The organism is Pseudomonas silensiensis, assembly GCF_050434865.1.
Classification (GTDB): domain Bacteria; phylum Pseudomonadota; class Gammaproteobacteria; order Pseudomonadales; family Pseudomonadaceae; genus Aquipseudomonas; species Aquipseudomonas fluorescens_W.
Map to the genome: position 1 here is coordinate 256,094 of NZ_JBNDJH010000003.1, position 25,730 is coordinate 281,823.

Annotated in this window: 30 protein-coding genes; 19 read left to right on the top strand and 11 right to left on the bottom strand. The window is 59.5% G+C overall.

Annotated features, from left to right (window positions below; genetic code table 11):
* Window positions 1–55 precede the first annotated feature (55 nt).
* The 5 genes from QF010_RS05770 to QF010_RS05790 form a co-directional block, all read right to left on the bottom strand.
* Window positions 56–967 carry an SDR family oxidoreductase gene (locus QF010_RS05770; protein ID WP_033057881.1) on the bottom strand — a complete coding sequence of 304 codons (912 nt, stop codon included), beginning with the start codon at window positions 965–967 and terminating at the stop codon, window positions 56–58.
* A gap of 112 nt (window positions 968–1,079) precedes the next feature.
* Window positions 1,080–1,982, bottom strand: coding sequence for an alpha/beta fold hydrolase (locus tag QF010_RS05775; RefSeq protein ID WP_429532584.1), 903 nt, complete (start codon window positions 1,980–1,982; stop codon window positions 1,080–1,082).
* A complete protein-coding gene (locus QF010_RS05780) occupies window positions 1,982–2,764 on the bottom strand; it encodes a class II aldolase/adducin family protein (RefSeq protein ID WP_033057887.1) in 783 nt (260 codons plus the stop codon). The genes QF010_RS05775 and QF010_RS05780 overlap by 1 nt, the downstream gene beginning before the upstream one ends.
* 147 nt (window positions 2,765–2,911) lie before the next feature.
* A complete protein-coding gene (locus QF010_RS05785) occupies window positions 2,912–3,598 on the bottom strand; it encodes an LrgB family protein (protein ID WP_033057889.1) in 687 nt (228 codons plus the stop codon).
* Complete coding sequence (locus tag QF010_RS05790; protein ID WP_033057893.1) at window positions 3,588–3,974, bottom strand: CidA/LrgA family protein; 387 nt, start codon at window positions 3,972–3,974, stop codon at window positions 3,588–3,590. Before QF010_RS05790 ends, QF010_RS05785 begins: the two co-directional genes overlap by 11 nt.
* A 96-nt stretch (window positions 3,975–4,070) precedes the next feature.
* Here QF010_RS05790 and QF010_RS05795 point away from each other — a divergent pair, with 96 nt between their 5' ends.
* Window positions 4,071–4,967 (top strand): LysR family transcriptional regulator, encoded by an 897-nt coding sequence (locus tag QF010_RS05795; RefSeq protein WP_429532585.1) that lies wholly within the window; start codon window positions 4,071–4,073, stop codon window positions 4,965–4,967.
* Here QF010_RS05795 and QF010_RS05800 read toward each other — a convergent pair.
* Complete coding sequence (locus tag QF010_RS05800; protein ID WP_033057898.1) at window positions 4,948–5,403, bottom strand: flavodoxin; 456 nt, start codon at window positions 5,401–5,403, stop codon at window positions 4,948–4,950. The two genes, QF010_RS05795 and QF010_RS05800, sit on opposite strands and share 20 nt — an antisense overlap.
* Window positions 5,404–5,557: 154 nt before the next feature.
* On the opposite strand from QF010_RS05800, the gene QF010_RS05805 reads away from it, so the two are divergent.
* Entirely contained in the window at window positions 5,558–6,034 is a 477-nt protein-coding gene (locus tag QF010_RS05805; protein ID WP_033057901.1) for a PAS domain-containing protein, read from the top strand.
* Window positions 6,035–6,088: 54 nt separating this feature from the next.
* Window positions 6,089–6,694: a hypothetical protein gene (locus QF010_RS05810; RefSeq protein WP_033057904.1), complete on the top strand. Its 606-nt coding sequence runs from the start codon at window positions 6,089–6,091 to the stop codon at window positions 6,692–6,694.
* Window position 6,695: 1 nt separating this feature from the next.
* Here the strand turns inward: QF010_RS05810 and QF010_RS05815 are convergent, their stop codons facing one another.
* Window positions 6,696–7,655 (bottom strand): MerR family transcriptional regulator, encoded by a 960-nt coding sequence (locus QF010_RS05815; protein WP_429532586.1) that lies wholly within the window; start codon window positions 7,653–7,655, stop codon window positions 6,696–6,698.
* A gap of 211 nt (window positions 7,656–7,866) precedes the next feature.
* Between QF010_RS05815 and QF010_RS05820 the strand changes: the two genes are divergently transcribed.
* The 11 genes from QF010_RS05820 to QF010_RS05870 all read left to right on the top strand — a co-directional run bounded on the left by QF010_RS05820 (window position 7,867) and on the right by QF010_RS05870 (window position 16,472).
* Entirely contained in the window at window positions 7,867–8,436 is a 570-nt protein-coding gene (locus QF010_RS05820; protein WP_429532587.1) for an antibiotic biosynthesis monooxygenase, read from the top strand.
* Window positions 8,437–8,508: 72 nt separating this feature from the next.
* The gene (folM, locus tag QF010_RS05825; protein WP_429532588.1) at window positions 8,509–9,219 is read left to right on the top strand and encodes a dihydromonapterin reductase; all 711 of its coding nucleotides are present in this window, start codon (window positions 8,509–8,511) and stop codon (window positions 9,217–9,219) included.
* 22 nt (window positions 9,220–9,241) lie between these two features.
* Window positions 9,242–9,802 carry a GTP cyclohydrolase I FolE gene (gene folE, locus QF010_RS05830; RefSeq protein ID WP_033057913.1) on the top strand — a complete coding sequence of 187 codons (561 nt, stop codon included), beginning with the start codon at window positions 9,242–9,244 and terminating at the stop codon, window positions 9,800–9,802.
* A 2-nt stretch (window positions 9,803–9,804) separates the two neighbouring features.
* Window positions 9,805–10,176, top strand: coding sequence for a dihydroneopterin triphosphate 2'-epimerase (folX, locus tag QF010_RS05835; RefSeq protein ID WP_033057916.1), 372 nt, complete (start codon window positions 9,805–9,807; stop codon window positions 10,174–10,176).
* A 67-nt stretch (window positions 10,177–10,243) separates the two neighbouring features.
* Complete coding sequence (locus tag QF010_RS05840) at window positions 10,244–10,540, top strand: DUF1244 domain-containing protein (protein WP_008150700.1); 297 nt, start codon at window positions 10,244–10,246, stop codon at window positions 10,538–10,540.
* Entirely contained in the window at window positions 10,533–10,871 is a 339-nt protein-coding gene (locus QF010_RS05845; RefSeq protein ID WP_033057919.1) for a HopJ type III effector protein, read from the top strand. Before QF010_RS05840 ends, QF010_RS05845 begins: the two co-directional genes overlap by 8 nt.
* 219 nt (window positions 10,872–11,090) lie before the next feature.
* Window positions 11,091–12,341 carry a 2-aminoadipate transaminase gene (locus tag QF010_RS05850; RefSeq protein WP_429532589.1) on the top strand — a complete coding sequence of 417 codons (1,251 nt, stop codon included), beginning with the start codon at window positions 11,091–11,093 and terminating at the stop codon, window positions 12,339–12,341.
* A gap of 128 nt (window positions 12,342–12,469) precedes the next feature.
* Window positions 12,470–13,444, top strand: a complete 975-nt coding sequence (locus tag QF010_RS05855) for an amino acid ABC transporter permease (protein WP_429532590.1) — start codon at window positions 12,470–12,472, stop codon at window positions 13,442–13,444.
* 6 nt (window positions 13,445–13,450) lie between these two features.
* Entirely contained in the window at window positions 13,451–14,242 is a 792-nt protein-coding gene (locus tag QF010_RS05860) for an amino acid ABC transporter ATP-binding protein (protein WP_033057928.1), read from the top strand.
* Window positions 14,243–14,282: 40 nt separating this feature from the next.
* Window positions 14,283–15,122, top strand: a complete 840-nt coding sequence (locus QF010_RS05865) for a transporter substrate-binding domain-containing protein (RefSeq protein ID WP_429532591.1) — start codon at window positions 14,283–14,285, stop codon at window positions 15,120–15,122.
* A gap of 66 nt (window positions 15,123–15,188) precedes the next feature.
* On the top strand, window positions 15,189–16,472 hold the full coding sequence (locus QF010_RS05870) for an NAD(P)/FAD-dependent oxidoreductase (protein ID WP_429532592.1): 1,284 nt from the start codon (window positions 15,189–15,191) through the stop codon (window positions 16,470–16,472).
* A gap of 130 nt (window positions 16,473–16,602) precedes the next feature.
* Here QF010_RS05870 and trxB read toward each other — a convergent pair whose 3' ends face one another.
* Entirely contained in the window at window positions 16,603–17,559 is a 957-nt protein-coding gene (trxB, locus tag QF010_RS05875) for a thioredoxin-disulfide reductase (protein ID WP_033057935.1), read from the bottom strand.
* 316 nt (window positions 17,560–17,875) lie between these two features.
* Between trxB and cysZ the strand changes: the two genes are divergently transcribed.
* Both cysZ and QF010_RS05885 read left to right on the top strand, forming a co-directional pair.
* Window positions 17,876–18,628, top strand: a complete 753-nt coding sequence (gene cysZ / locus QF010_RS05880) for a sulfate transporter CysZ (RefSeq protein ID WP_033057938.1) — start codon at window positions 17,876–17,878, stop codon at window positions 18,626–18,628.
* A 40-nt stretch (window positions 18,629–18,668) separates the two neighbouring features.
* Window positions 18,669–19,892, top strand: a complete 1,224-nt coding sequence (locus QF010_RS05885) for a glycosyltransferase family 4 protein (protein ID WP_429532593.1) — start codon at window positions 18,669–18,671, stop codon at window positions 19,890–19,892.
* Here the strand turns inward: QF010_RS05885 and QF010_RS05890 are convergent.
* The 3 genes from QF010_RS05890 to QF010_RS05900 all read right to left on the bottom strand — a co-directional run bounded on the left by QF010_RS05890 (window position 19,861) and on the right by QF010_RS05900 (window position 22,212).
* Window positions 19,861–20,964 carry an NADH:flavin oxidoreductase gene (locus QF010_RS05890; RefSeq protein WP_033057945.1) on the bottom strand — a complete coding sequence of 368 codons (1,104 nt, stop codon included), beginning with the start codon at window positions 20,962–20,964 and terminating at the stop codon, window positions 19,861–19,863. The genes QF010_RS05885 and QF010_RS05890 overlap by 32 nt on opposite strands.
* 155 nt (window positions 20,965–21,119) lie before the next feature.
* Entirely contained in the window at window positions 21,120–21,602 is a 483-nt protein-coding gene (locus tag QF010_RS05895) for a glutathione peroxidase (protein WP_033057948.1), read from the bottom strand.
* Between the two features lie 124 nt (window positions 21,603–21,726).
* The gene (locus QF010_RS05900; RefSeq protein ID WP_007901600.1) at window positions 21,727–22,212 is read right to left on the bottom strand and encodes an FKBP-type peptidyl-prolyl cis-trans isomerase; all 486 of its coding nucleotides are present in this window, start codon (window positions 22,210–22,212) and stop codon (window positions 21,727–21,729) included.
* Here QF010_RS05900 and QF010_RS05905 point away from each other — a divergent pair.
* Genes QF010_RS05905 through yihG form a run of 3 tightly spaced genes read left to right on the top strand, consistent with a single transcriptional unit; the run spans window position 22,181 to window position 25,588 of the window.
* Window positions 22,181–22,519 carry a DUF3565 domain-containing protein gene (locus QF010_RS05905; RefSeq protein WP_033058229.1) on the top strand — a complete coding sequence of 113 codons (339 nt, stop codon included), beginning with the start codon at window positions 22,181–22,183 and terminating at the stop codon, window positions 22,517–22,519. The genes QF010_RS05900 and QF010_RS05905 overlap by 32 nt on opposite strands.
* A 60-nt stretch (window positions 22,520–22,579) precedes the next feature.
* A complete protein-coding gene (gene pta / locus QF010_RS05910; RefSeq protein WP_033057951.1) occupies window positions 22,580–24,679 on the top strand; it encodes a phosphate acetyltransferase in 2,100 nt (699 codons plus the stop codon).
* Entirely contained in the window at window positions 24,680–25,588 is a 909-nt protein-coding gene (gene yihG / locus QF010_RS05915) for a 1-acylglycerol-3-phosphate O-acyltransferase, YihG family (protein ID WP_429532594.1), read from the top strand.
* Window positions 25,589–25,730: the final 142 nt, after the last annotated feature.

Consider the following 25,730-nt stretch of genomic DNA (forward strand, 5'->3'; position numbering starts at 1 on the left):
GAGGCCGAATATCAAGAACCCGCAAGGTCAGGAACGATGACCTTGCTGGCTTCCTTTAAATCGAATACTTCTGCAAATTCGCCATCATTTCCTTCAGCGCTTCAAGGTTGTCTTGCGGATGCGCCGCGCCTTCGAAGTCGCAGATCTGCTGCCAATGCGCCGCCACATCTTCGGGGGAGAAACCAATCCGAGGATCAAACCCCGCGCCGAGGCTTCGTTCCCAGCGCACCTTGCCCATCCAGCCGCCACCGACTTCAAACAGCCCGGAGGTTTCCTGGCAGTTCTCGCTGGCGAGGTACACCACCAGCGGGCTGACCAGTTCCGGTTTGAGTTGCTCAAAGACTTGCGGCGGGATCAGGCCTTCGGTCATGCGGGTGCCGCCGGTGGGGGCGATGGCGTTGACCAGGATGTTGTTCTTGCGGCCTTCGATGGCCAGGGTGCGGGTCAGGCCGTAGAGGCCGAGTTTGGCCATGCCGTAGTTGGACTGACCGAAGTTGCCGTAAATGCCCGAGGTCGAAGCGGTGAAGATGATGCGGCCGTAGTTTTGCTCGCGCAGGTGCGGCCAGGCGGCACGAGTGACTTTGTAGGCGCCTTCGACGTGGACGCGGTAAACCAGGTCCCAGTCGCCGTCTTCCATTTTGTGGAAGGTTTTGTCCCGCAGGATCCCGGCGTTGTTAACCACTACATCGACACGCCCGAAGGTGTCCAAGGCGTTCTGAACGATTTTGTCGCCGTCGGTGACAGAGTCATGGTTGGCCTCGGCGATGCCACCGGCCTCGCGGATTTCGGCCACTACCCGGTCGGCTGCCGAAGCGTTTGCACCTTCGCCCTGAGCCGAGCCGCCGAGATCGTTGACCAGCACTTTGGCGCCCTGTTTGGCGAACAGCAGCGCGTGGGCCCGGCCCAGGCCGCCGCCTGCACCCGTGATGATCACGACTTTATCTTCGAAGCGCACAGACTCATTCATTGGGAGGACTCCAGCAGGCCAAGGGACAATGAGTCCGAGTGTCAGGCACGGCGATGCGGGTCACAATGAACTGAGGTGACGCTGAATGGTGCGCAATAAGGCAGAGGGATAATCAGGAACAGGCGACCTTGCGCGGCGGTGAAACCAACTGATCGCGAAACTCCAGATAGTGCTTGAGCACCTGCCCTGGCGCCTCGGTTTGCGGGTAGTGGCCAATACCGGGCAACAACACCGTGTCCGGGTTCGGGATCAGTTCCCGATAGCGCTCGACCATGTGCGCGCCGGAGATCGGATCGACCTCCCCATCGATCACCCGCAACTGCACTTCACCCCGCTGCATCGCGCTGACCCAACGTTCGCGCTGGGCACGCCGCTCAGGGATGTAAGCGATCAATTTGTGCATGATCCGTGGCCCTTGATTGCTCTCGATCAAGCTCCAGAAATCGTCCATCTCGCTTTCGGAGGGGCTACTTTGCGGACCGAATATCTGCCGGAAACTTTTCACCAGACCCTCACGGGAAAAGGCGCGCCCGATCATCCAGCCCAAGGGGCTGAGCAGGAGTTTTTGCATCAGGATCGGACGATGGGTTTCGGGAAAGAGGCCGCCATTGAGGAACACACAGCTGGCGATATGGATGCGCGCTTCGTAATGCCGGGCCAACAGTTCCTGAGCCACGCTGTCGCCATAATCGTGGGCCAACAGGTGCACCGGTTGCTCGACCTTCAGGTGTGCCAGCAAGGCCTGTTGCAGATCAGCCTGCTCCAGCAGGCTGTATTCGTGGTCCACCGGTTTTGCGGAGTCGCCAAAGCCGAGCATGTCGCAGGCGATCACCCGATAGCGCTGAGTCAGCGGCTGCCAGAGGAAATGCCAGTCCCAACTGGCGGTCGGGAAGCCATGAATGAGCAACAGTGGCTCACCCTGCCCGGCCGTCCAGTAACGAATGGTCTGGCCACGGAATACGAACGACTGGCCGCGTTTGCGCCAGACACACAGGGGGATCTCGGCAAGTGCCATTAGAGTTTATAACCCGCGTCTTGTTTATCGAGTTTACGCAGCAGCGCTGGCCAGGCCAGTGCGCCGCCCATCCCTTGAGCACTTTTGGTGACGCCGGCGATCATTGCCTTGGCGCCTGCCAGAATCTGCGGTTCGATGGCGATCAACTCGGCGCCACCGTTCTGCGCCAGCACCTGGATATCGCAGGCGCGCTGGAAGGTAAACATCATCAGGAACGTGTCGGCGATGGTCGCGCCGCAGGTCAGCAGACCGTGGTTGTGCAGCATCAGGAAATTGTTTTCGCCGAGGTCGGCTTGCAGTCGCGCCTTCTCTTCATGGTTAAGCGCAACACCTTCGTAGGCGTGATAAGCCAGGCTGGACAAGACAAACAATGATTGCTGGCTGATCGGCAAAATGCCTTGCTTCTGCGCCGACACCGCGACACCGGCAGCGGTGTGGGTGTGCAGCACGCAGACGACATCGTGACGAACCTCGTGCACCGCGCTGTGGATGGTGTAACCGGCCGGGTTGATCTCGTAAGGGCTGTCCATCAGCTTGTTCCCGGCCTGATCGACCTTGACCAGGCTGGACGCAGTAATCTCGTGGAACATCATCCCGAACGGGTTGATCAGAAAGTCTTCGGTACCGGGGACCTTGGCCGAGATGTGGGTAAAAATCAGGTCATCCCAGCCATGCAGGGCGACCAGACGATAGCAGGCGGCAAGATCGACGCGGGTCTGCCACTCGGCGGCGCTGACCTGGTCTTTGACACTGTGTGGCGATTGGACGGGGGCTACATTCACGGCAAGGAACCTCTAATTTTTATTCTTGGGGTTTCTATTGTTCACCGACGTTACAGCAGTCTAGTCACGCCCCGGCAATCGTGTAGTTGCATTGGCAGCCAGCTTGATGGCCTAGCGAGTCAGTACGCGAACGAACGTGGATCCATGTCAAAGTACTGCCGCCAACAAGGGTGCGGCGAACAGATTCAGCAGCCCCGTCAGAACCATGACTAACCCCGCCACCGAGCCCTCTTCACCTCCCACTTCATGTGCTCGACTGACCCCGGCACCGTGCGCGCCGACGCCAAACAATGCCCCTCGAGCCAAGGCACTGCGCAGGGGCAACCACTTGAGCAGAATGCCGCCGAGCATCGCCCCGAACACCCCGGTGAACATCACAAACACCGCCGTCAGTTCCGGTACGCCGCCCAGGTCATGAGCCAGCGGCATGGCAAAAGGCGTGGTGATCGAACGCGGCACCAGCGACATCGTCACCGAACTGTCCAGCGCCAGCGCCTTGGCCAACCCGAACGAACTGCCGATAGACGCCGCGCTGCCCGCCAGCATTCCCAGTAACAACGCCGACCAATGCCGCATCAGCATCTGCCGCTGCTGCCAGATCGGCACTGCAAAAGCGACGGTAACCGGCCCCAGCACCAGCATCAGCCAATGGGTGTTGCTCGAGTATTCGGCATACGCGGTGTGCAGCGGCACAGCGAGCGCCAACAGCAAGGCTGGAACCAGAATCAGTGGCGACAACACATAGCGCCCGGTGCGCCGGTAGATCCAGCGACTGAACAGATAGGCCAGCAGCGTGAAGGCCAGCCAGAACATCGGCATCAGCTCAAGCTTCACGAGACCTCCTCAACCGCACCACCAGCTCCACGGTAAAGGCGGTCACCAGCATCACCATCAGCGTGCTGACGCCGATCACCAGCAGAATTCGCCAACCGTCGCTGCGCAGCAGGCCGCCGTAATCGAGCAGGCTCATGAGCGCCGGAATGAAGAACAACAGCATCTCGGCCATCAACAGGCCGGCGCCCATTTGCAGCGCTGCCGGTTTGACCACACCCAAAGCGAACGCCAGCAGCAACAGCACCATGCCGATCACACCACCGGGAATCGGCCAGGCAAACCACACGGCCATCTGGCACCCGAGCAGGTAGATGGCCAGCAGCACGGCTAATTCGGTCGCCAGTCGAGCCAAGCTTTTCAAGGTTGATGCGTTCATGTCTTCGGTCCTCACAGGTGCTCATTTTACGGAGCGAGCTGCTATACCCGAAGCGAATTGTTAGACTCGAAGCCATTCCAAAATGGAATCATGCAGATGGAATTCAAACAGCTACGCAGCTTCGTCGAGGTCATGCATCAGGGCGGTTTTACTCAAGCCGCCAAGACCTTGCACATCAGTCAATCGGCGGTGAGCAAACAGGTCGCTCAGCTGGAACAGAGCCTCGGCACTGCGCTGCTCGAACGGCAGGGTTCCCAGCTGCGCCTGACCGCCGCCGGCAGCGTGGTCCTGCAACGGGCCGAAGGCATGCTGCGGCTGCGCAACGAACTGCTCAGTGAGCTGGATGACTTGAGCCAACTGGGCCGCGGGGAATTGCGTCTGGGTTTGCCGCTACTGGGCAGCGACGCGCTGTTCGCCGGACTGTTCGCCGAGTACCGGCGACGCTACCCCAACATCAGCATTCAATTGCTTGAGGGCGGCAGCCTGAACATCGAACAGGCCGTTTTGAGTGGAGAGCTGGAACTCGGTGGCAGCCTGTTGACGAAAGACCCGCGATTCGCCTTCCAGCCTTTTTGCGATGAACCGCTGGATGCCCTGCTGCCGGCCGATCATCCACTGGCGTCGAAGACTGTGATTGGGCTGGAGGAATTGGCCGACACGCCCTTCTTGCTGTATCAGCGCAGCTTCGTACTCAATGACCGTTTGCTGCAAGCCTGCCAGCAGCTGGGGTTTACGCCGAAGGAAGGCGGTCGCAGCGGTCAGGCTGACTTTCTTGCAGCGCTGGTGGCTGCTGGCCAAGGTGTGGTGCTGTTGCCGCGCGTGGTGGCACGCGGGCTGGTGCGGCCAGGTGTGGTGCGCCTGGCCTTGAACGCACCGAGCTATCTGCGTTGGGATATTGCCTTCATCTGGCGTCAGGGCGCGTACTTGTCAAAAGCCGCGCAAGCCTGGCTCGCCTTGTTGCGCGAACGACCGGTCAGCCCTGCAGAGCGCTGACCAGTTCCGCCAGCCAAGGCTCGGCGTCGGTTTCCGGCGTCACGCTTTCGCTGGCGTCCAGGCGCAGCATGGGCAGGACTTCGCGCAGGCCCAGCTCGCCGAACAATTCGCGCATCAACTCACCGCCGCCGCAAAACGTGTCGCCGTAGCTCGCATCGCCCAGACCAATTACGGCGCCCGGCAAGCCACGCCAGGCCGCAGGCAACTGGTCGCGAATGGCGAAATACAACGGTTGCAGGTTGTCCGGCAACTCGCCCATGCCGGTGGTCGAGGTCACCGCCAGGAAGGCTTCGGGGCCAAAGGCCTGAACATCGGCGAGGCTCGCACGCGGGTTGTGAAAGGTTTCGAAACCTGCGGTTTTCAACATATTAGCGGCGTGGCGGGCGACTTCTTCAGCCGTGCCGTACACCGAGCCGGAAAGGATGGCGACTTTCATCAATCTGATCCTGAAGCTGAGTAAAAAGACGGGGGATATTAACAGCCGTGGCAAAAAAGCTGCGATTGACTCTCAATTAACGCGGATGACCAGTAGAAAGTTTTCAATGTTCTTTTAGAATGCATCTCACTATCAAATTGGAAAGGACTCTCCGATGATTAACGCCCAACTGCTGCAAATGGTGATCAACGCTTCCAACGACGGCATCGTGATTGCCGAAAAGGAGGGCGAGCAGGACAACATCCTGATTTACGTCAACCCGGCATTCGAACGCCTGACGGGTTACACCAGCGAAGAAATCCTCTACCAGGATTGCCGCTTCCTTCAGTCCGGGGACCGCGACCAGGAAGCGCTCCCGTTGATTCGCGAGGCCTTGAGCAGCGGCGGTTCCTGCCGGGAAATCCTCAGGAATTATCGCAAGGACGGCACGCCGTTCTGGAACGAGCTGTCCCTTTCGACGGTGAAAAATCCGGATGACGGACAGACTTATTTCATCGGCGTGCAGAAAGACGTCACTGTTCAGGTCAAGGCGCAGCAGCGAGTCGCACAGTTGGAGGCGCAATTGGCCGAGGTCCAGGCCGAGCTTGCCGCACTAAAAGCGACGAACGGCGAAAACAAAACAAAGAATTGATTGTCATTAACTACAATCACCAGTGACTTTGTAACTTTTTCTGTCGAGCTGATCATGCAACGCGACGCACTCCTGACCCAGGATGAGCTGGATTTTATCCAGACAATGCAACACAACCCGCAACTCAATATGCGGGATGCGACGTCGAGCCTGCTCGTCAATGGTGGTTCGCAGATCCGTGACCTGCTCACGCGCCTTGCCGCTCATGAGCAAGTCACCATCCAGGCCAATTTCGAAAATCAGCAAATGACCTTCCCGCTGCACCTGGTGGAAGACGAGTTTCATGCGCTGCATTTACGCCTCGGCGTCCCCAGCATCTACGAAGACGGACCGATGATCCGGCCATGGCGCCTGGTACTCGAAGAACCGGTAGCGCTGGAGAATGCCAATGGCCAGCCCGGTACGATGTGGGTGCACGAAGTGTCGTTCAAAGGGGTTTTGCTGGAAGTTCGCAACAAGACCAAACCGCCCAAACATTTCGCCTTGTGGTTCAGCCCGTCAGGCTATGAGCGCATCGCGTTGCGCGGCACCTTCGAGAAAGAAACCGGGAGCGGCTTCTTTGCCTATCAGTTGAATCAGGATGACAAGGACGAAACCGAGCGTCTGCGCCAGTACATCCTTCAACAGCATCGGCTGACGCATCCGGCCATGCATCTCTGATTCAAGTGTCCAGGTTGCCTGTCAGGAACTGTTTCAAACGCTGACGCATGACCAATCCTTCGTTACCCAGACATCCAATCGACGATCCAGCCAGGCTTTCCTGCACCAGATCGGACGCATCCCCCGCCAGCATCAACTGACAATCCAGACTCAAGGCCAGGCGCTTCAATCGCCGTGGCAATTCGGACGCAGGCGCGTGATTGGAAACCAGCACCAGCGCCTGGGGCTTGATCCGTTCGCAGACCAGGGCCAACTCGTCGAATGGCTGACCGATAGCCAACACTTGAATAGCCGAATCGACACTGCTCAGAAACAGCGCGGTTATCAGCACTTCGAGTTCACGACACTGATCGTTGAGGGCGCAGACAATCACCCGTCGTGGCTGCAGGACACGCACCAGCAGCAGGCGTTGCAACACTCGGGAGCGCAGAAAGCCATCCAGGAAAAGCCGCTCGCTGGCCTGGCCGAATGCTTCATGGCGCTGCTGCAATTGCTTCCAGAGTGGAAGCAAAATGTCCTGAAACACGACAGTCAGGGGATAACTGGAAAAGATCTGTCCATAGACCTGCTCCAGTTGAACCTCGTCAAAGGCATTCACCACCACCTGAACTTGTTGCTGCCATTGCGTGTAGTCCGCTTGCACGTGTTCATTCGGGATGATGTGGGACAGCGCCTGAAGCGGTGCAATCCTGCTCAGTATCTTGCCTACCTTACTGACGGCAACGCCGCGTTCGATCCAGCCAAGGATGCTGTGGACCCGATCGATATCGGTCATGGAATACAGTCGATGTCCACTTTCGGTGCGCGTGGGCTGTATTAATCCATAGCGTCGTTCCCATGCACGTAGCGTCACCGGGTTTACCCCCGTCAGGCGCGCCACTTCGCGTATCGGAAACAGTTCTTCCTCCTCGAGTGGAAGACCGGGCTGCAATCCAGGGACAACGTCAGTCAGCACAGGCATTTTATAATTCTACGTCCATGTATAAATTGGATCCCATTCTACCTCCCCTGCCCCCATACCCTTCAAGACGTTGATGGCGACGAATATCACAGACGCACCCGGCAGAATCAGGAATAATCCTTGCTTGTTCCAAGACGCAGCCCACCACCCCGGCGCTGCGCCTGGCGAAACTCCTACCCGGAGCGACGCGATTGTCATATGGAGATACAGAATGTCTACCTCACCCGTCACGCTGATGGTTGCGCGCCGCGTCGCCGATGGGCGCTATCAAGACCTGATCGCCTGGTTGCACGAAGGCGAACAACTGGCCACCGATTTTCCCGGCTACCTCGGTTCTGGCGTGCTCGCTCCGCCGCCCGACGATGACGAATTCCAGATTATTTTCCGCTTTGCCGACGAGCAGACGCTGCACGCCTGGGAGCATTCCGTATCGCGCACCGCATGGCTGGCACGCGGCAGCGACTTGTTTGCCCATCCAACGGAACATCGTGTCAGCGGCATCGAAGGCTGGTTCGGCGCGGCCGGCCAGCGCCCACCACGCTGGAAACAGGCCGTGGCGATCTGGTTGGCATTCTTTCCGGTTTCCCTGCTGTTCAACGTTGTCCTCGGGCCGTTGCTGAGCGACATGGGCCTGCTGAGCCGGGTGTTCATCAGCACCTTGTGCCTGACCCCGCTGATGGTCTACTTCTTCATTCCGCTGTCGACCCGCCTGCTGGCCAGCTGGCTGAACACCACGCCGCAACGGCCGTTGCCCGCCGAGCCTTCAACGCAGAATCGCTAGGCCTGCTACCACAATAGGTGTACGCCTCTCGTCGCTGGTATAGTTTTGCTCTTACCGCGACGCGAGCCGTTCATGACCTCTTTCGTAGCCCCAATCCTCATCACCGGTGCCGGCCAACGTGTCGGCCTGCACTGTGCGCAGCGTTTGCTCGAGGATGGCCAGCCGGTGATCTTCAGCTACCGCAGCGAACGCCCCGGCGTGCAAGTTCTGCGCGACCTGGGGGCGACCGCGGTGTTTGCCGACTTCTCCACGGAAGCCGGAATCTTCGCGTTCATCAGCGAACTGAAAAACCACACCGACAGCCTGCGGGCGATTGTCCATAACGCTTCCGAATGGCTGGCCGAAACCCCGGACACCGACGCCACAGCCTTCACCCGCATGTTCAACGTCCACATGCTGGCGCCCTACCTGATCAATCTGCATTGTGTCGACTTGCTGCAACGCTCAAGCCCCGCCGACATCGTGCACATCAGCGACGACGTGACCCGCAGGGGCAGCAGCAAACACATTGGCTACTGCGCCAGCAAAGCCGGGCTCGACAGCCTCACCCTGTCCTTCGCCGCGAAATACGCGCCGACAATCAAGGTCAACGGTATCGCTCCAGCCCTGCTAATGTTCAACCCCGACGACGACGCGGCGTACCGCGCCAAGGCACTGGCCAAGTCCGCGCTGGGTATCGAACCCGGCTGCGAAGTGATCTACCAGAGCCTGCGTTATTTGCTCGACAACCCTTATGTCACCGGCACGACCCTGACCGTCAACGGCGGACGGCACATCAAATAAGCGGCCCCCGCGAGGATGTTCCATGACGTTATCCCTGTCCCAGAGCTATCGCGATATCCTCATCGGCCTCGGTGAAAACCCCGACCGAGAGGGTTTGCAAGACACCCCGGTTCGCGCGGCAAAAGCCATGCAGTACCTCTGCCATGGTTATGAGCAAAGTGTCGAAGAGATCGTCAACGGCGCGCTCTTCGCTTCCGACAACGATGAAATGATCATCGTCGACAACATCGAGCTGTACTCGCTCTGCGAACATCACATGCTGCCCTTCATCGGCAAGGCGCATGTGGCTTATATTCCAACGGGCAAGGTGCTGGGCCTGTCGAAGATTGCACGACTGGTGGACATGTTCGCCCGTCGCCTGCAAATCCAGGAAAACCTCACCCGGCAAATCGCCGACGCGGTGCAGCAAGTGACCGGTGCGGCGGGCGTCGCGGTGGTCATCGAAGCCAAGCACATGTGCATGATGATGCGCGGCGTCGAGAAACAGAATTCGACCATGAACACCTCGGTGATGCTCGGCGCCTTCCGCGAGTCGAGCAACACCCGCCAGGAGTTCCTGCAATTGATTGGACGGAGCAAGTAGCAATGCCACAACTTCAACCAGGAACGGCACGCATCCGGGTCAAGGACCTGCGCCTGCGGACCTTCATCGGGATCAACGAGGATGAAATCCTCAACAAGCAGGATGTGCTGATCAACCTGACCATCCTGTATGCCGCTCAGGAAGCGGTGCGTGACAACGACATCGATCACGCGCTGAACTACCGCACCATCACCAAGGCGATCATCGCCCATGTGGAGGGCAATCGCTTCGCCCTGCTCGAACGCCTGACCCAGGAAATTCTCGATCTGGTCATGGTCAACGAGTCGGTGTTGTACGCCGAGGTCGAAGTCGACAAGCCCCACGCCCTGCGATTCGCCGAGTCGGTGTCGATTACCCTGGCCGCGAGCCGCTGACCGCGTCTGGCGCATTGTTCGTCAGACTTTTATCATCCGCGCACGATTTGATTGCACAGAGCCCGCCATGACCGATCAACAACGCCTGGAACTCGAAGCCGCCGCCTTTCGCCGGCTGGTCGCCCACCTGGACAGCCGCAAGGATGTGCAGAACATCGACCTGATGAACCTCTCCGGTTTCTGCCGCAACTGCTTGTCCAAGTGGTACAAGGCCGCTGCCGACGAACGCCAGATCGAGGTCAGCCTCGATGACGCCCGCGAAGTGGTTTACGGCATGCCGTACGCCGAGTGGAAAGCCCAATACCAGCAAGAAGCCAACGCCGAACAACAAGCGGCGTTTGCCAAAGGAAAACCCAATGAGTGATTTGAACACCCTGCGCGCCAGCCTCAAGAGCGGCGAACACGTTTTTGCCGACACCCTGGCCTTCATCGCCGCCGGCTACGACTATCAGCCTCAGGCTTTCAACAACGGCGGCGTGGAAAACGCAGCCGGGCAGAATGAAGGCTCGTGCAAGACCCTGGGTCTGGCGTTGCTGGAAGGCTTGAGCGATGAAGAAGCGCTGCTGGCGTTCGGCGAGCATTACCGTTCGGTGGTGGCGACGCCTGAGGGCAGCGATCACGGCAATATCCGTGCGCTGATTGCTCATGGCCTCGCCGGTGTGAAGTTCTCGCAGCAACCCCTGACCCGCCGCTGATTCAACATCAAAAGATCGCAGCCTCGTTTCACTCGACAGCTCCTACATAGATCGTATTTCCCTGTAGCAGCTGTCGAGTGAAACGAGGCTGTGATCTTTTGCTCTTTCACCGCACATCCCGACTTTTAAGATTGACCCGGCGACTTTATTTCGTTTGCCGGGCACCGCTGCTCACGGCTTAGATAAAAAGAAGCATCCCTTCTTCAGAGTCGGTCATCCATGAGCAGCGAAACCATCAGCCAGTCGATCAACATCGTTCATCCCGTCACGCTCAGCCACGGCAAAAATGCCGAGGTCTGGGACACCGATGGCAAACGCTACATCGATTTCGTCGGCGGCATCGGCGTACTGAACCTCGGCCATTGCCATCCACGCATCGTCGAGGCCATTCGCGAACAAGCCACCCGACTGACGCACTACGCGTTCAACGCCGCCCCGCATGTGCCTTACCTCGAACTGATGGATCGCCTGACGGCGTTCATTCCTGTGGACTACGCTGTCAGTGGCATGCTCACCAACAGCGGCGCAGAAGCGGCGGAAAACGCCCTGAAGATCGTCCGTGGTGCGACCGGTCGCACGGCCGTCATCGCCTTCGACGGCGCCTTCCATGGCCGCACCCTCGCCACACTCAACCTCAACGGCAAAGTCGCGCCTTACAAACAGAAGGTCGGTGTGCTGCCCGGTCCGGTGTTTCACTTGCCATACCCGAGCAAGGACAACGGCGTGACCTGCGCCGAGGCCCTGAAAGCCATGGACCGCCTTTTCAGCGTCGAGATCGACGTTGAAGACGTCGCCTGTTTTATCGTCGAACCGGTGCAGGGCGAAGCGGGCTTCCTGGCGATGAACGTGGAGTTCGCCCAGGCGCTACGTCGTTTCTGTGACGAAAAAAACATCCTGCTGATCGCTGATGAAATCCAGTCCGGCTTCGGTCGCACCGGCCAGCGCTTTGCATTTTCGCGACTGGGCATTGAGCCGGACCTGATTCTGCTGGGCAAAAGCATCGCCGGCGGTGTGCCGCTGGGTGCGGTGGTCGGGCGCAAGTCGCTGCTCGACACCTTGCCCAAAGGCGGACTGGGCGGCACCTATTCGGGCAACCCGATTGCCTGCGCCGCAGCACTGGCAACCCTGGACGAGATGACCGATGCGAACCTGCACGCCTGGGGCTCGCAACAGGAAGAAGCCATCGTCAGCCGCTACGAGGCCTGGCGCGCCAACAAGCTTTCCCCGTTTCTGGGCCGCTTGACCGGCGTTGGCGCGATGCGCGGCATCGAGCTGACCAATGCCGATGGCACACCGGCCTCGGCGCAATTGACGCAGCTGCTGGCGCTGGCACGAGACGCGGGTCTGCTGCTGATGCCCAGCGGCAAGTCGCGCCACATCATACGACTGCTGGCCCCGTTGACCACCGAGGCGGCGGTGCTGGAGGAAGGGCTCGATATCCTCGAGACGTGTCTGGCGAAACTGTCCTGACAGCAACGTGAGTTCCGGGACTGACGTAGCGAATTATGTTCGCTTGTTGTCCCGGAATCGTCGTCGCAATACTGACCAAAGACCCTTTTACCTAGCGAGAACATCACCACCTACAAGCTGAGGCAGACATGTATCACGACAATATAATTTATAAGAAAAAGTCCAACGATCCTCAGTTCCTGCTCGGCGTAGCCGTGGTGTTGTTCCTCGGCTCCTACCTGATGAACCTGGGCAACAGCGCCCTCAGCCATTTTCTGCAACCGCTGCTGGGCAATGCTCCAGACAGCCTTACCGCTCGCAACATCGCCATCGGCCTGGGTATCGCCGCACTCGGAACGCTGAACTTCCATGTCCTGGGACGCTTGAAGTTCAAGGTGCAGACCACCGTGGTGTGGATCGAGCTGCTGATCCTGTTCCTGGCATTCTTCGACACCTTTGACCTCTCCTACAGCTTCATCCTCGACAAGATCGGTTTCCTGATCATTCAGGGTACCGCTACCACGTTGTACATCTCCGCCATCGCCATTGTGCTTGCCTTTGTGCTGGCACTGATCGGCGCGGTGGCCAAGCTGTCGAACAACGGCCTGGCCAATGCCCTCGCCTCGTTCTACACCTCGTTCTTTCGCGGCGTTCCGCTGCTGATCCAGATCTACCTGATTTATCTCGGCCTGCCGCAACTGGGCTACGTGGTCGATGCGGTGCCGGCGGGTATCCTCGCGTTGTCGCTGTGTTACGGCGCCTACATGACTGAAATTTTCCGTGCGGGCATCCAGAGCATCCCGGTCGGCCAGTGGGAAGCCTCCCGGGCATTGAACATCAGCCCGTTCAAAACCCTGAGCCGGGTCATCATGCCGCAGGCCTTGCGCGTGATCATTCCACCGACCGGCAACCAGTTCATCGCCATGCTCAAGGACAGTTCGCTGGTGTCGGTGATCGGCGTCTGGGAACTGATGTACCTGGCCAAGACCCAGGGTCGTGCGGACTTCCGCCACCTGGAAATGCTGATCACCGCCGCGATGATTTACTGGGCCCTGTCATTCATTCTGGAACGGGTGCAGGCGCGAATCGAAAAGCGGGTCAACCGATCCGTGGCAAGGGGTTGATGCGTGATGACTCGAACCAATACCGCTGAGCAACTCGACCTGGCGCCTGCTGCGCAGGTCGGTCCCTCGATGATTTCCATCTCCGGCCTGAACAAGTGGTACGGCAATTTTCACGCACTGCGCGACGTCGACCTGAACGTCGCCACCGGTGAAATCCTCGTAGTGTGCGGGCCGTCGGGCTCGGGCAAGTCGACGATGATTCGCTGCATCAACCATCTGGAAAATTTCCAGCAAGGCCACATTCAGGTCAACGGCATCACCCTCACCAGCGAAGCGGAAAGTGTCAGCGCCGTGCGCAGCGAAATCGGCATGGTGTTTCAGAGCTTCAACCTGTTCCCGCACTTGAGCGTGATGGACAACCTGACGTTGGCGCCGCAACTGGTGCAGGGCGTGTCATCTGCCGAGGCGAAAAAACGCGCGCAGGTTTACCTGGAACGTGTGCGGATTGCCGAGCACGCGCACAAATACCCGTCACAACTGTCAGGTGGCCAACAGCAGCGCGTGGCGATTGCCCGGGCGCTGTGCATGAACCCCAAAGTGATGCTGTTCGATGAACCGACCTCGGCACTGGACCCGGAAATGGTCCACGAAGTGCTGGACGTGATGGGCGAACTGGCCACCGACGGCATGACCATGATTTGCGTGACCCATGAGATGGGTTTTGCCAGCAAGGTCGCCGACCGCGTGCTGTTCATGGACCAGGGCCAGGTCATCGAACAAGCCACCCCTTCCGAGTTTTTCAACAACCCGCAGACCGAACGCGCGCAGAAATTCCTGTCGCAGATCATCGGTCACTGAGAAGCGCTTTACCCCCGCATAACAATAACGAGAAGTGGAGATGGACATGCTCAGTAAAAGACCCGCAATCACCCTCGCAGCTGCCTTGTCACTGTTGTTCGTCGGCGCTGCGAACGCCGGAGCCGTGCTGGACAAGATCGAGAGCAGCAAGACGTTGACCGTCGCCACCTCGGCGACCTGGCCCCCACAAGGGTTCATCAACGACAAGAATCAAATCGACGGGTTTGATATCGACGTGTCCAAGGAGATCGCCAAGCGTCTCGGCGTCGAAGCCAAATTCATCACCCCCGACTGGGATGTGATCACCGCCGGCAAGTGGAACGGGCGCTGGGACGTGTCTGTCGGGTCGATGACCGCGACGAAAAGTCGTGCGCGGATTCTCGATTTCCCCGGGACTTACTACTACGTGCCCTACGTGTTCGCGGTGCACAACAAATCCACGGTCACCGATCACAAAGCGCTGAATGGCAAAACCATCGGCGTCGAAGGCGGCACGACGTCCGAGGACTATTTCAGTCAGGCACTGGCGATCGAAACCACTGACGTGCCACCCGTGGTCTACGACGTGAAAACCGAAAAAATGAAAACCTACGCCGGCTCCGTCGGACCGCTGGACGATCTGCGCCTGGGCGACGGTACCCGACTGGATGCCATCCTCACGCAACGCAGCACGCTGGATGCCGCCGTCAAGAAGGGTTATCCGCTGCGCGCCGTCGACGCCAATGTGGTGTTCTACGAACCGCTGGCCGTTGCCACCGACAAGGGTGACGCGCAGCTGAACGCCAAATTGAGTGAAATCATCGGCCAGATGCACAAGGACGGCACGCTGACCAAGCTGTCGGACAAGTGGTACGGCGTGGACTACTCGACCATCAAATAACCACCGCCCTCCCTGTGGGAGCAAGCCCGCTCCCACACTTGATCTGGCATTTCCCAAGGATCGACCATGTCCTTCCCCAACACCTGGTATTCCCAAACCTCGCTGCCCCGCGCGGCCAGGACCGAACTGAACACTGACCAAACTTGCGACGTCTGCATCATCGGCGCAGGGATCGCGGGCCTTACTGCTGCCCTGGAACTGACCCGGCGCGGCAAACGCGTGATCATCCTCGAAGCCCAGCAAGTCGCCTGGGGCGCGTCCGGCCGCAACGGCGGCGTGGTCTCGCCGGGCTGGGCTGAAGGGTCGGGAGCGATCCGCAAGAAACTGGGGCTGGAACACGCCAAGGCGCTGTTTCAGATGTCAGTCGAAGGCGTGGAGATTGTCCGCCGCAATATCACCGAACTGGCCCTGAGCGGCTGTGTACCGTCTGCCGGCACGATCCGGGTCAAGCGCTACGACGACAGTACTGGAGTAAAAAGCCACATCGATTCCATGCGTCGTGACTTCGGTTACGAACTCAACTTCCTCGACACCGCTCAGGTGCGGGAACGGGCGCACACCCTGCGTTACTTCCAGGGCGTCGAAGACCCGAACGCCTTGCACTTTCATCCACTGAATTATTGCCTGGGCCTGGCTCTCGCCATCGAAGCGGCCGGAGGGCAGATTTTCGAACAATCAAAAATGCTAGGGTGGCGTCGCGAAGGCGCCGACAAAATCGTCCAGACCGCTCACGGCAGCGTGCGCTGCCAAGACCTGGTGTTTTGCGCCGGGGGTTACGGCGGCCCGGAGTTGCAAAAGCTCAGCCGCGCCTACCTGCCCATCGCAACCTATGTGGTGCTGACCGAGCACCTGGGCGACTCGATCAAAAACGTCCTCGACTCCGGCGCCGCGTTCTCCGACGACCGCCGCGCCTCGGACTACTACCGCGTGGTCGAAGGCGACCGCCTGCTCTGGGGCGGACGCATCACCACCCGCAACGAACAGAACGAAAAGGCCCTCGCCGCCATGCTCAAGGCCGACATGGTATCGGTCTACCCACAACTGGCCCCGGTCAAAATCGAATTGGCCTGGTCCGGCCTGATGGGTTACTCCACCAATAAGATGCCCAACCTGGGATTGCTGGAACCGGGCGTCTGGGCCTGCACCTCGTTTGGTGGCCATGGCTTGAATACCGGCTCGATTGGGGGCCGGGTCATCGCCGAAGCGGTGTGCGGGGAAAGTGCGCGTTATCAACTGTTCAAACCGTACCTGCTGGACTGGAACGGCGGACCGTTCGGGCGGATTGCCGCCAATGCCATCTATCAATCACTGAAGGTGATGGACTTCGTCCAGGAACGGCTAAAAGGCTGAACGGCTCCACACAAGGTCAAGCCGAAACGCAAACCCCTGTAGCCGCTGGCGAAGCCTGCTGCTACAGAGTTCTCCTTTGGGCACAAAAAAACCGGCCTAGGCCGGTTTCTTAGTTTCTACAGAATCAGAATCAAGCGTTCTGCAGGTCGTCGAGGTAGCGCTCGGCGTCCAGTGCCGCCATGCAGCCAGCGCCGGCCGAGGTGATGGCCTGACGGTAAACGTGGTCGGCCACGTCACCGGCAGCAAAGATACCTTCGAGGCTGGTGGCAGTGGCGTTGCCGTCACGGCCGCCCTGCACAACCAGGTAGCCGTCTTTCAACGTCAGCTGACCTTCGAACAGCGAAGTGTTCGGGGTGTGGCCGATGGCGATGAACACGCCGTCGACTGTCAGCTCGTCGAAACTGCCGTCGTTGTTCTTCAGACGGGCACCGGTCACGCCCATGTTGTCGCCCAGGACTTCGTCCAGCGTCGAGTTCAGCTTCAGCTCGATTTTGCCTTCGGCAACCCGGGCATTCAGCTTGTCGATCAGGATCTTCTCGGCGCGGAAGGTTTCGCGACGATGGATCAAGGTCACTTTGCTGGCAATGTTGGCCAGGTACAGCGCCTCTTCAACAGCGGTGTTGCCGCCACCGACCACAGCCACTGGCTTGTTGCGGTAGAAGAAACCATCGCAGGTCGCGCAGGCCGAAACGCCTTTGCCCATGAACGCTTCTTCCGACGGCAGGCCCAGGTAACGAGCGCTGGCGCCGGTCGCGATGATCAGGGCATCGCAGGTGTAGGTCGCGCTGTCGCCGGTCAGGGTGTACGGCTTGGCAGCGAAGTCCACGGCATTGATGTGATCGAAGACGATTTCGGTTTCAAAGCGCTCGGCGTGCTCTTTCATGCGGTCCATCAGCGCCGGGCCGGTCAGGCCGTGGACGTCGCCAGGCCAGTTATCGACTTCGGTGGTGGTGGTCAGTTGACCGCCGGCTTGCATGCCGGTGATCAGCAGTGGCTTGAGGTTGGCACGGGCGGCATAGACCGCGGCGCTGTAACCGGCAGGGCCGGAACCGAGAATAATCACTCGCGAATGACGGACTTCAGACATGACCTGCTCCTGTTGACCGGCCCGAAATATCTGGCACGGAACGCCGGGTTGCCGGCGGGAATAAAAAAGGACCGTTGAAAGCACTTGGGGAAGGCTTGAGCTCGACAGTCCTGTAAAAAGTATGGGGTGCAGCGTATCGAGGGGGCGAAGATTAAGGAAATACGGTTTAACAATCCAGCTCATAGGCGGTCTCTATCCCATCGCGAACGATGCATAGACGCCTTTGTTACAGTTAATGTCGATGCTGCTACCGCGCTTTCACCTGTCAGACAAAGCCGGTAAGGTCGGCGCGTTTCCCCTTTGCTCGGAGCACGTTATGCCCGCCCCTGTTCTGTCCGGCCCGCAATACCTGCGCGAAGGCCTCAAGCTGGTCCTGAGCCCAAGCCTGCGTTTGTTTGTGCTGTTGCCGCTGATGATCAACCTGGTGCTGTTCGTCGGATTGATCTACCTGGCCAGCCATCAATTCAGCCTGTGGGTCGATACGTTGATGCCGTCCCTGCCCGACTGGCTGAGTTTTCTCAGTTATGTGCTCTGGCCGTTGTTCGTGGTGCTGGTGGTGTTGATGGTGTTCTTCACCTTCACCATGCTGGCCAACGTCATCGCTGCACCCTTCAACGGCTTCCTCGCGGAAAAAGTCGAAGTCGTGGTGCGCGGCACCGATGACTTCCCGTCCTTCAGCTGGGGCGAGCTGATCGCCATGATCCCCCGCACCCTGGCCCGGGAAATGCGCAAGCTCGGCTACTTCCTGCCGCGTGCCATCGGGTTGTTCATCCTCTCGTTCATTCCGGTGGTTAACATCATCGCGGCGCCTCTGTGGCTGCTGTTCGGGGTGTGGATGATGGCGATCCAGTACATCGACTACCCGGCGGACAACCACAAACTCGGCTGGAACGAGATGCTCGCCTGGCTGCGCGAGAAGCGCTGGCAGAGCATGAGTTTCGGCGGCAGTGTTTATCTGGTGCTGCTGATTCCGGTGGTCAACATCCTGATGATGCCGGCCGCCGTGGCGGGTGCGACCCTGTTCTGGGTGCGTGAACGCGGCGCGGAAAACCTGGTAGCCCAGCGCTGATCCGGTCACAAATTCATCATCCCAGCGTCACACTGACGACATGGCCTCAGCCGACACTGAGGTCATGACGACAGCTCTGCATATCACTCTGATCACCGAAACCTTCCCTCCCGAAATCAACGGAGTGGCCAATACCCTCGGCCGCTTATGCGACGGCTTGCGCGCGCGCGGGCATCAGGTGGAATTGGTGCGACCGCGTCAGGGTTGCGATCAGCAGTTGGGCAGCGACGATGCCTTGTTGCTGTGCCGGGGCTGGCCGCTGCCGGGTTATCCCGGCTTGCAATGGGGCCAGTCGTCGATGCACAAGCTACTGCGGCGCTGGAAACGTCATCGACCGGACGTGCTGTATATCGCCACGGAAGGACCGCTGGGATTGTCCGCGTTGCGCGCGGCGCGGCGCTTGGGGATTTCCGTGGTCAGCGGCTTCCATACCAATTTCCAACAGTACTCCAGTCAGTATGGGCTTGGACTGCTGACGCGATTGCTGACCCACTACCTGCGCTGGTTTCACAATCGTTCGACGCTGACCCTGGTGCCGAGCGTGAGTCAAAGAATGGAACTGGAGCGCCGACACTTCGAGCGCCTGGCGTTGCTGTCGCGTGGGGTCGACAGCCAGTTGTTTCACCCGACCAAGCGGATTAACGCCCTGCGTGAGAGCTGGGGGTTGGGTAACGACGACATCGCTCTCATCCACGTAGGACGTCTGGCACAGGAGAAAAATCTGGGCCTGCTCAAGCGCTGCTTCGACGCACTGAAAGCCACTTATCCACAGCGCAAAATCCGGTTGATTGTGATTGGCGACGGCCCGCAACGAGCGGCACTTGAGGCTGAACTGCCCGAGGCGATTTTCTGTGGTTCACAACGCGGTGAAGCCTTGGCCAGTCACTACGCGTCGGGCGATGTGTTTCTGTTTCCAAGCCTGACCGAAACCTTCGGCAATGTCGTGCTTGAGGCGCTGGCCTCGGGACTGGGTGTGGTGGCCTACGATCAGGCGGCAGCGGCTCAACATATTCGCCATGGCTACAACGGTGTGCTGGTGATGCCGGGGGATGAGGAAGCATTCTGCGATGCGGCGTGTTGGTTGTTGGAGGAGCGCGAAACCTTGCGTTGCGTGCGGCTTAATGCGCGTCAGCATGCGAGTCGCCAAGGATGGGCAGCGATTATCGAGCAGTTTGAAGGGCAGTTGCGCGGGGCTTGTCAGACCCCGCGTGCCTCAGGCATTGAACCTCGGCTTAAACCAGGGTCATCAACGCCTCACGGCTGAACGGCAGGATGTCTTCTTCACGGCCGTCACGCACCTTCTGCGCCCAGTCCGGGTCCACCAGCAGCGCACGACCTACCGCCACCAGATCGAACTCATCATTGTTCAAACGCTCCAGCAGTTTTTCCAGGCTGGCCGGCTGCGCGATCTTGTCGGTGTTGACCATGAACTGCAGGAATTCGCCATCCAGGCCGACACTGCCCACGGTGATGGTCGGTTTGCCAGTGAGCTTACGGGTCCAGCCGGCCAGGTTCAGCTCGGAACCGTCGAACTCTGGCTCCCAGAAACGGCGCGTCGAACAGTGGAAAATATCCACGCCAGCGTCGGACAACGGCTTGAGAAATTCACCCAGTGCCTCCGATGTTTGCACCAGACGCGCGGTGTAATCCTGCTGCTTCCATTGAGAGAAACGGAAAATAATCGGGAAGCCTTCGCCGACCGCTGCACGCACCGCCTGGATCAGTTCAATGGCGAAACGCGAACGGTTAGCCAGGCTGCCGCCGTATTCGTCAGTGCGCTGGTTGCTGCCTTCCCAGAAGAACTGGTCGACGAGGTAGCCGTGGGCACCGTGAATTTCCACGCCGTCCATGCCGATGCTCTGGGCATCTTTGGCGGCCTGGGCAAACGCGGCGATCACGTCCTGGATATCTTGCTGGGTCATGCCGTGCACCACGACCTGACCGTCCTTCAATTTCTCCGACGGACCGTAACCCGGCACGCTGGCGTCCGGCTCGGTGCCGATGCGGCGCACGCTGCCGACATGCCACAGCTGCGGAACGATCTTGCCGCCTTCAGCATGAACCGCATCGACCACTTTTTTCCAGCCGGCCAGCGCTGCTTCACCATAGAAATGCGGGACGTTCGGGTAGCCGTTGGAAGCCTGGTGGCCGACGGTGGTGCCTTCGGTGATGATCAAGCCAACGCCTGCGGCGGCGCGACGACGGTAGTACTCGATCACTTTGGAATTGGGCACGCCACCCGGCGAAAACGAGCGGGTCATCGGCGCCATGACGACGCGGGTCGGCAGTTCGAGGGTGCCGAGGTGGAACGGTTTGAACAGGGCTTTGACGGGCATGGGACGCTCCACGGAAACGGTATCGACAGGACAGAGTTTTATGACGGCGATAATATGCGGAGCGACAAGCGATGCACAGCACTATTGATTGCGGTGATTAAGGTTCAAAAGGCAGGCATAAAAAATCGCAGCTCGGTGGCTGCGATTTTTTGGGTTCAGCTCAGGGCTTTTTCGATCGCATGAACGACAGTCGGATCATCCGGCGCCGTGCGCGGCGAAAACCGCGCCAGCACGCGACCATCCTTGCCCAGCAGGAATTTTTCGAAGTTCCAGGTAATGTCGCCCGGGAATTCAGCCCCCTCGCCCGCCAGCAGACGGTACAGCTGATGACGATCGTGACCGTTGACTTCCAGCTTGCTGGACAACGGAAAGGTCACGCCATAGTTGAGGCTGCAGAAATCCTGGATCTCTTGCTCGGTACCCGGTTCCTGCCCGGCAAACTGGTTGCACGGCAGGCCGAGTACGCTGAAACCTTTGTCCTTGTATTGCTGGTAAAGGTTTTCCAGCGCTGCGTACTGTGGGGTCAAGCCGCATTTGGAGGCAACGTTGACCACCAGCACGACACGCCCCTTGAACGGCGCCAGCGGTAGCTCCTGACCATCCAGGGCTGTCAATTTAAGGTCGTGAAAAGCACTCATGACGAACTCCAAATTCCCGTGATCTTCTCGAAACAGCCACTTGGCGGTGTCACCAAGGACAGCCGCGGACTAAAAAGGCGCCCCTCGGGCGCCTCTCCAGTTCTCGAAAGCTTAGCGCAGAAAATCAGTGGTGATGGCCACCTTCGCCATGGACGTGACCATGAGCGATTTCTTCCTGGCTGGCATCACGGATGTCGATGATCTTGACCTGGAAATTCAGGCGCTGACCGGCCAACGGGTGGTTGCCGTCGACGGTGACATCGTCGCCGTCCAGATCGCGAATGGTGACGATCTGCATTTGGCCATCCGGAGCGGATGCGTGGAACTGCATGCCCACTTCCAGCTCGTCGACGCCTTCGAACATGCTGCGGCTCAGAGTACTGACCAGTTCGGCAGCGTATTCGCCGTAGGCATCTTCAGGTTCTACGGCGACAGTCAGTTCGTCACCGACTGCTTTGCCTTCCAGAGCCTTTTCCAGGCCCGGAATGATGTTACCTGCGCCTTGCAGGTAGACCAGCGGCGCGCCGCCGGCGGAGCTGTCGATGACCTCACCAGCGTCGTTGGTCAGGGTATAGTCGATGGAGACAGCCTTATTGGCGGCGATCAGCATGGGGCGAGACCTTTTGCATAAGAATGAAGAATGGCCAAGTTTAGCGAAGCAATCGCCCGAAAGCGAACACAACCCGGACAGACGGGTGACGGCGAAAGGCTCAACGGTCACAGGCTTCCATCAGGATGAGGACGGGCACTGGGTGGCCGAGCTTTCCTGCGGTCACACCCAGCACCTGCGGCACCAGCCACCGTGGCAATCGCGCGCCTGGGTCCTGGACCCCGCGCAACGTATTGAAAAAATAGGCCAGCCCTTTGATTGCGGTTGGTGCGCACAGGGCTCGGTTAGCGATAACCTTGGCGACTGAATTTCGGTAAACGGCCAGGCATAGGTCGTCACCATTGCCATGCACCTTTAGAGAATCCGCATGCAAACTTTTTTTATCGCACCCACCGATTTTGGTGTGGGTCTGACCTCCATCAGCCTCGGGCTGGTGCGTACTCTAGAGCGGGCCGGCCTCAAGGTCGGCTTTTTCAAACCGATTGCCCAGCCGCATCCGGGCGACACCGGCCCTGAACGGTCCACTGAACTGGTGGCGCGCACTCACGGTTTGAAACCGCCTCAGCCGCTCGGTCTGGCGCACGTCGAGCGCATGCTCGGCGACGGCCAGCTGGATGAGCTGCTCGAAGAAATCATCACCCTCTACCAGCAGGCCGCTGTCGGCAAAGACGTGCTGATCGTCGAAGGCATGGTCCCGACCCGCAGCGCCAGTTACGCCGCACGGGTCAATCTGCATTTGGCGAAAAGCCTCGACGCCGAAGTGATCCTGGTCTCGGCGCCGGAAAACGAGGTGTTGACCGAGCTGTCCGGCCGAGTGGAATTGCAGGCGCAATTGTTCGGCGGTCCGAAAGACCCGAAAGTCCTCGGCGTGATCCTCAACAAGGTCAAAACCGATGAAAGCATGGAGGCTTTCGCTTCGCGTTTGAAGGAACACTCACCATTGCTGCGCAGCGGCGATTTCCGTCTGTTGGGTTGCATCCCGTTCCAGCCGGAATTGAACGCCCCGCGCACTCGCGACGTCGCCGATCTGATGGGCGCGCAAATTCTCAATGCCGGTGATTACGAGACCCGGCGCATGACCAAAATCATCATCTGCGCCCGCACCATGCGCAACACCGTGGAGCTGCTCAAGCCTGGTGTGTTGGTGGTGACTCCCGGTGATCGCGACGACATCATCCTCGCCGTCAGCCTCGCCGCCATGAATGGCGTGCCGCTGGCCGGCCTGTTGCTGACCAGCGACACCCTGCCCGACCCGCGCATCATGGACCTCTGCCGTGGCGCGTTGCAGGCGGGCCTGCCGGTGTTGTCGGTGAGCACCGGCTCCTACGACACCGCCAACCAGTTGAACGGTTTGAACAAGGAAATCCCGATCGACGACCGCGAGCGCGCGGAGATCATCACCGATTTCGTTGCCAGCCACCTCGACGCCAAGTGGCTGCACCAACGCTGCGGCACGCCACGGGAAATGCGCCTGTCGCCCGCCGTGTTCCGTTATCAATTGATCCAGCGCGCCCAGGCTGCCAACAAACGCATCGTCCTGCCGGAAGGCAGCGAGCCGCTGACCGTGCAAGCCGCAGCCATCTGTCAGGCGCGTGGCATTGCCCGTTGCGTGTTGCTGGCGAAACCGGCGGACGTCGAAGCCGTCGCCCGCGCCCAAGGCATCGAGCTGCCACCGGGGCTGGAAATCCTCGACCCGGACCTGATCCGCGAGCGCTACGTCGAGCCGATGGTCGCCCTGCGCAAAAGCAAAAGCCTCAACGCGCCGATGGCCGAGCAGCAACTGGAAGACACCGTGGTGATCGGCACCATGATGCTGGCGCTGGATGAGGTCGACGGATTGGTGTCCGGGGTCATTCACTCCACCGCCAACACCATCCGCCCGGCCCTGCAGCTTATTAAAACGGCGCCGGGCTGCACGCTGGTGTCGTCAGTGTTCTTCATGCTCTTCCCCGAGGAAGTGCTGGTCTATGGCGACTGCGTGATGAACCCGCACCCGAGCGCCAGCGAACTGGCCGAGATCGCGCTGCAAAGCGCCGACTCGGCCGCCGCCTTCGGCATCACCCCGCGCGTGGCGATGATCAGCTACTCCAGCGGTGAATCGGCCAGCGGCGAAGAAGTCGAGAAGGTGCGCGAAGCGACGTTGCTCGCCCACGAGCAACAAAACGCGCTGTTGATCGACGGCCCATTGCAATACGACGCCGCCGCCAACGAAACCGTTGCCCGGCAACTGGCGCCGAACAGCCTGGTGGCCGGTCGCGCCACCGTGTTCGTGTTCCCCGACCTGAACACCGGCAACACCACCCACAAAGCCGTGCAGCGTAGCGCCGATTGCGTCAGCCTCGGGCCGATGCTGCAAGGCCTGCGCAAACCGGTGAACGACTTGCCGCGCGGCGCGCAAGTCGACGACATCGTGTACACCATCGCGTTGACCGCGATTCAAGCTGCCAACCGACCTTTGGATCTTTAAATGCTGGATTCCCTACCTGCACCGCTGCGAGGCGTGATTGCCTCGCTGCTGTTGGCGCTGAACACGATTGCCTGCTGTACACCGCTGTTCATTGTGGCGATTTTCAAACTGATACTGCCCTTCCCCTCCGCCCAGCGTTTTACCGATTGGCTGATGAGCCACATCCACGAAGCCTGGATCAGCAACAACAAAGCGTGGATGGACTTGCTCGGGCACACACGCTGGACACTCAGCGGCCTGGAAGGCCTGGACTATCAGCATTCCTATTTGATCACCAGCAACCACCAGAGCTGGGTCGACATCATGGTGTTGCAGTACGTGCTGAACCGGAAGATTCGCCCGCTGAAGTTCTTCCTCAAACAGGAACTGATCTGGGTGCCGGTGATTGGTCTGGCGTGGTGGGCGCTCGGCTTTCCGTTCATGAAGCGCTACTCCAAGGCCTACCTGGAGAAGCACCCGGAGAAGAAAGGCAAAGACCTGGAAACCACCCGCAAGACCTGCGACAAGTTCCGCCATAACCCGGTGGGGATTTTCAACTTCGTCGAAGGCACGCGTTTCACCGAAGGCAAGCATGCCCAGCAGAAATCGCCGTTCCGTCACTTGCTCAAACCGAAGGCGGGCGGCATTGCGTTTGTGCTGGATGCCATGGGTGAGCAGCTGGAAGCCATCGTCAACGTGACCATTCATTATCCGGCCGGCCGTCCCGGTTATTGGGATTTGCTCTGCGGGAACGTGAAGGACGTGGTGGTGCACTTTCAGGAGCTGAAGATTCCGCCGCAGTTCATCGGCAAGAACTACGACCAGGACGGCGAGTATCGATTGCAGTTTCAGGGCTGGATCAATCAGTTGTGGCAGGACAAGGACGCGTTGCTTGCACAGATGCACCGCGAATACCCAGGCAAGCGCTGATCCCCTGTAGGAGTGAGCCTGCTCGCGATAGCGGTCGTACATTCAGAGTTTATGTCGACTGATCCACAGCTATCGCGAGCAGGCTCACTCCTACAGTTGACCGAGTTGAGCAACAAAAAAAACCCGCCGATGATCACTCATC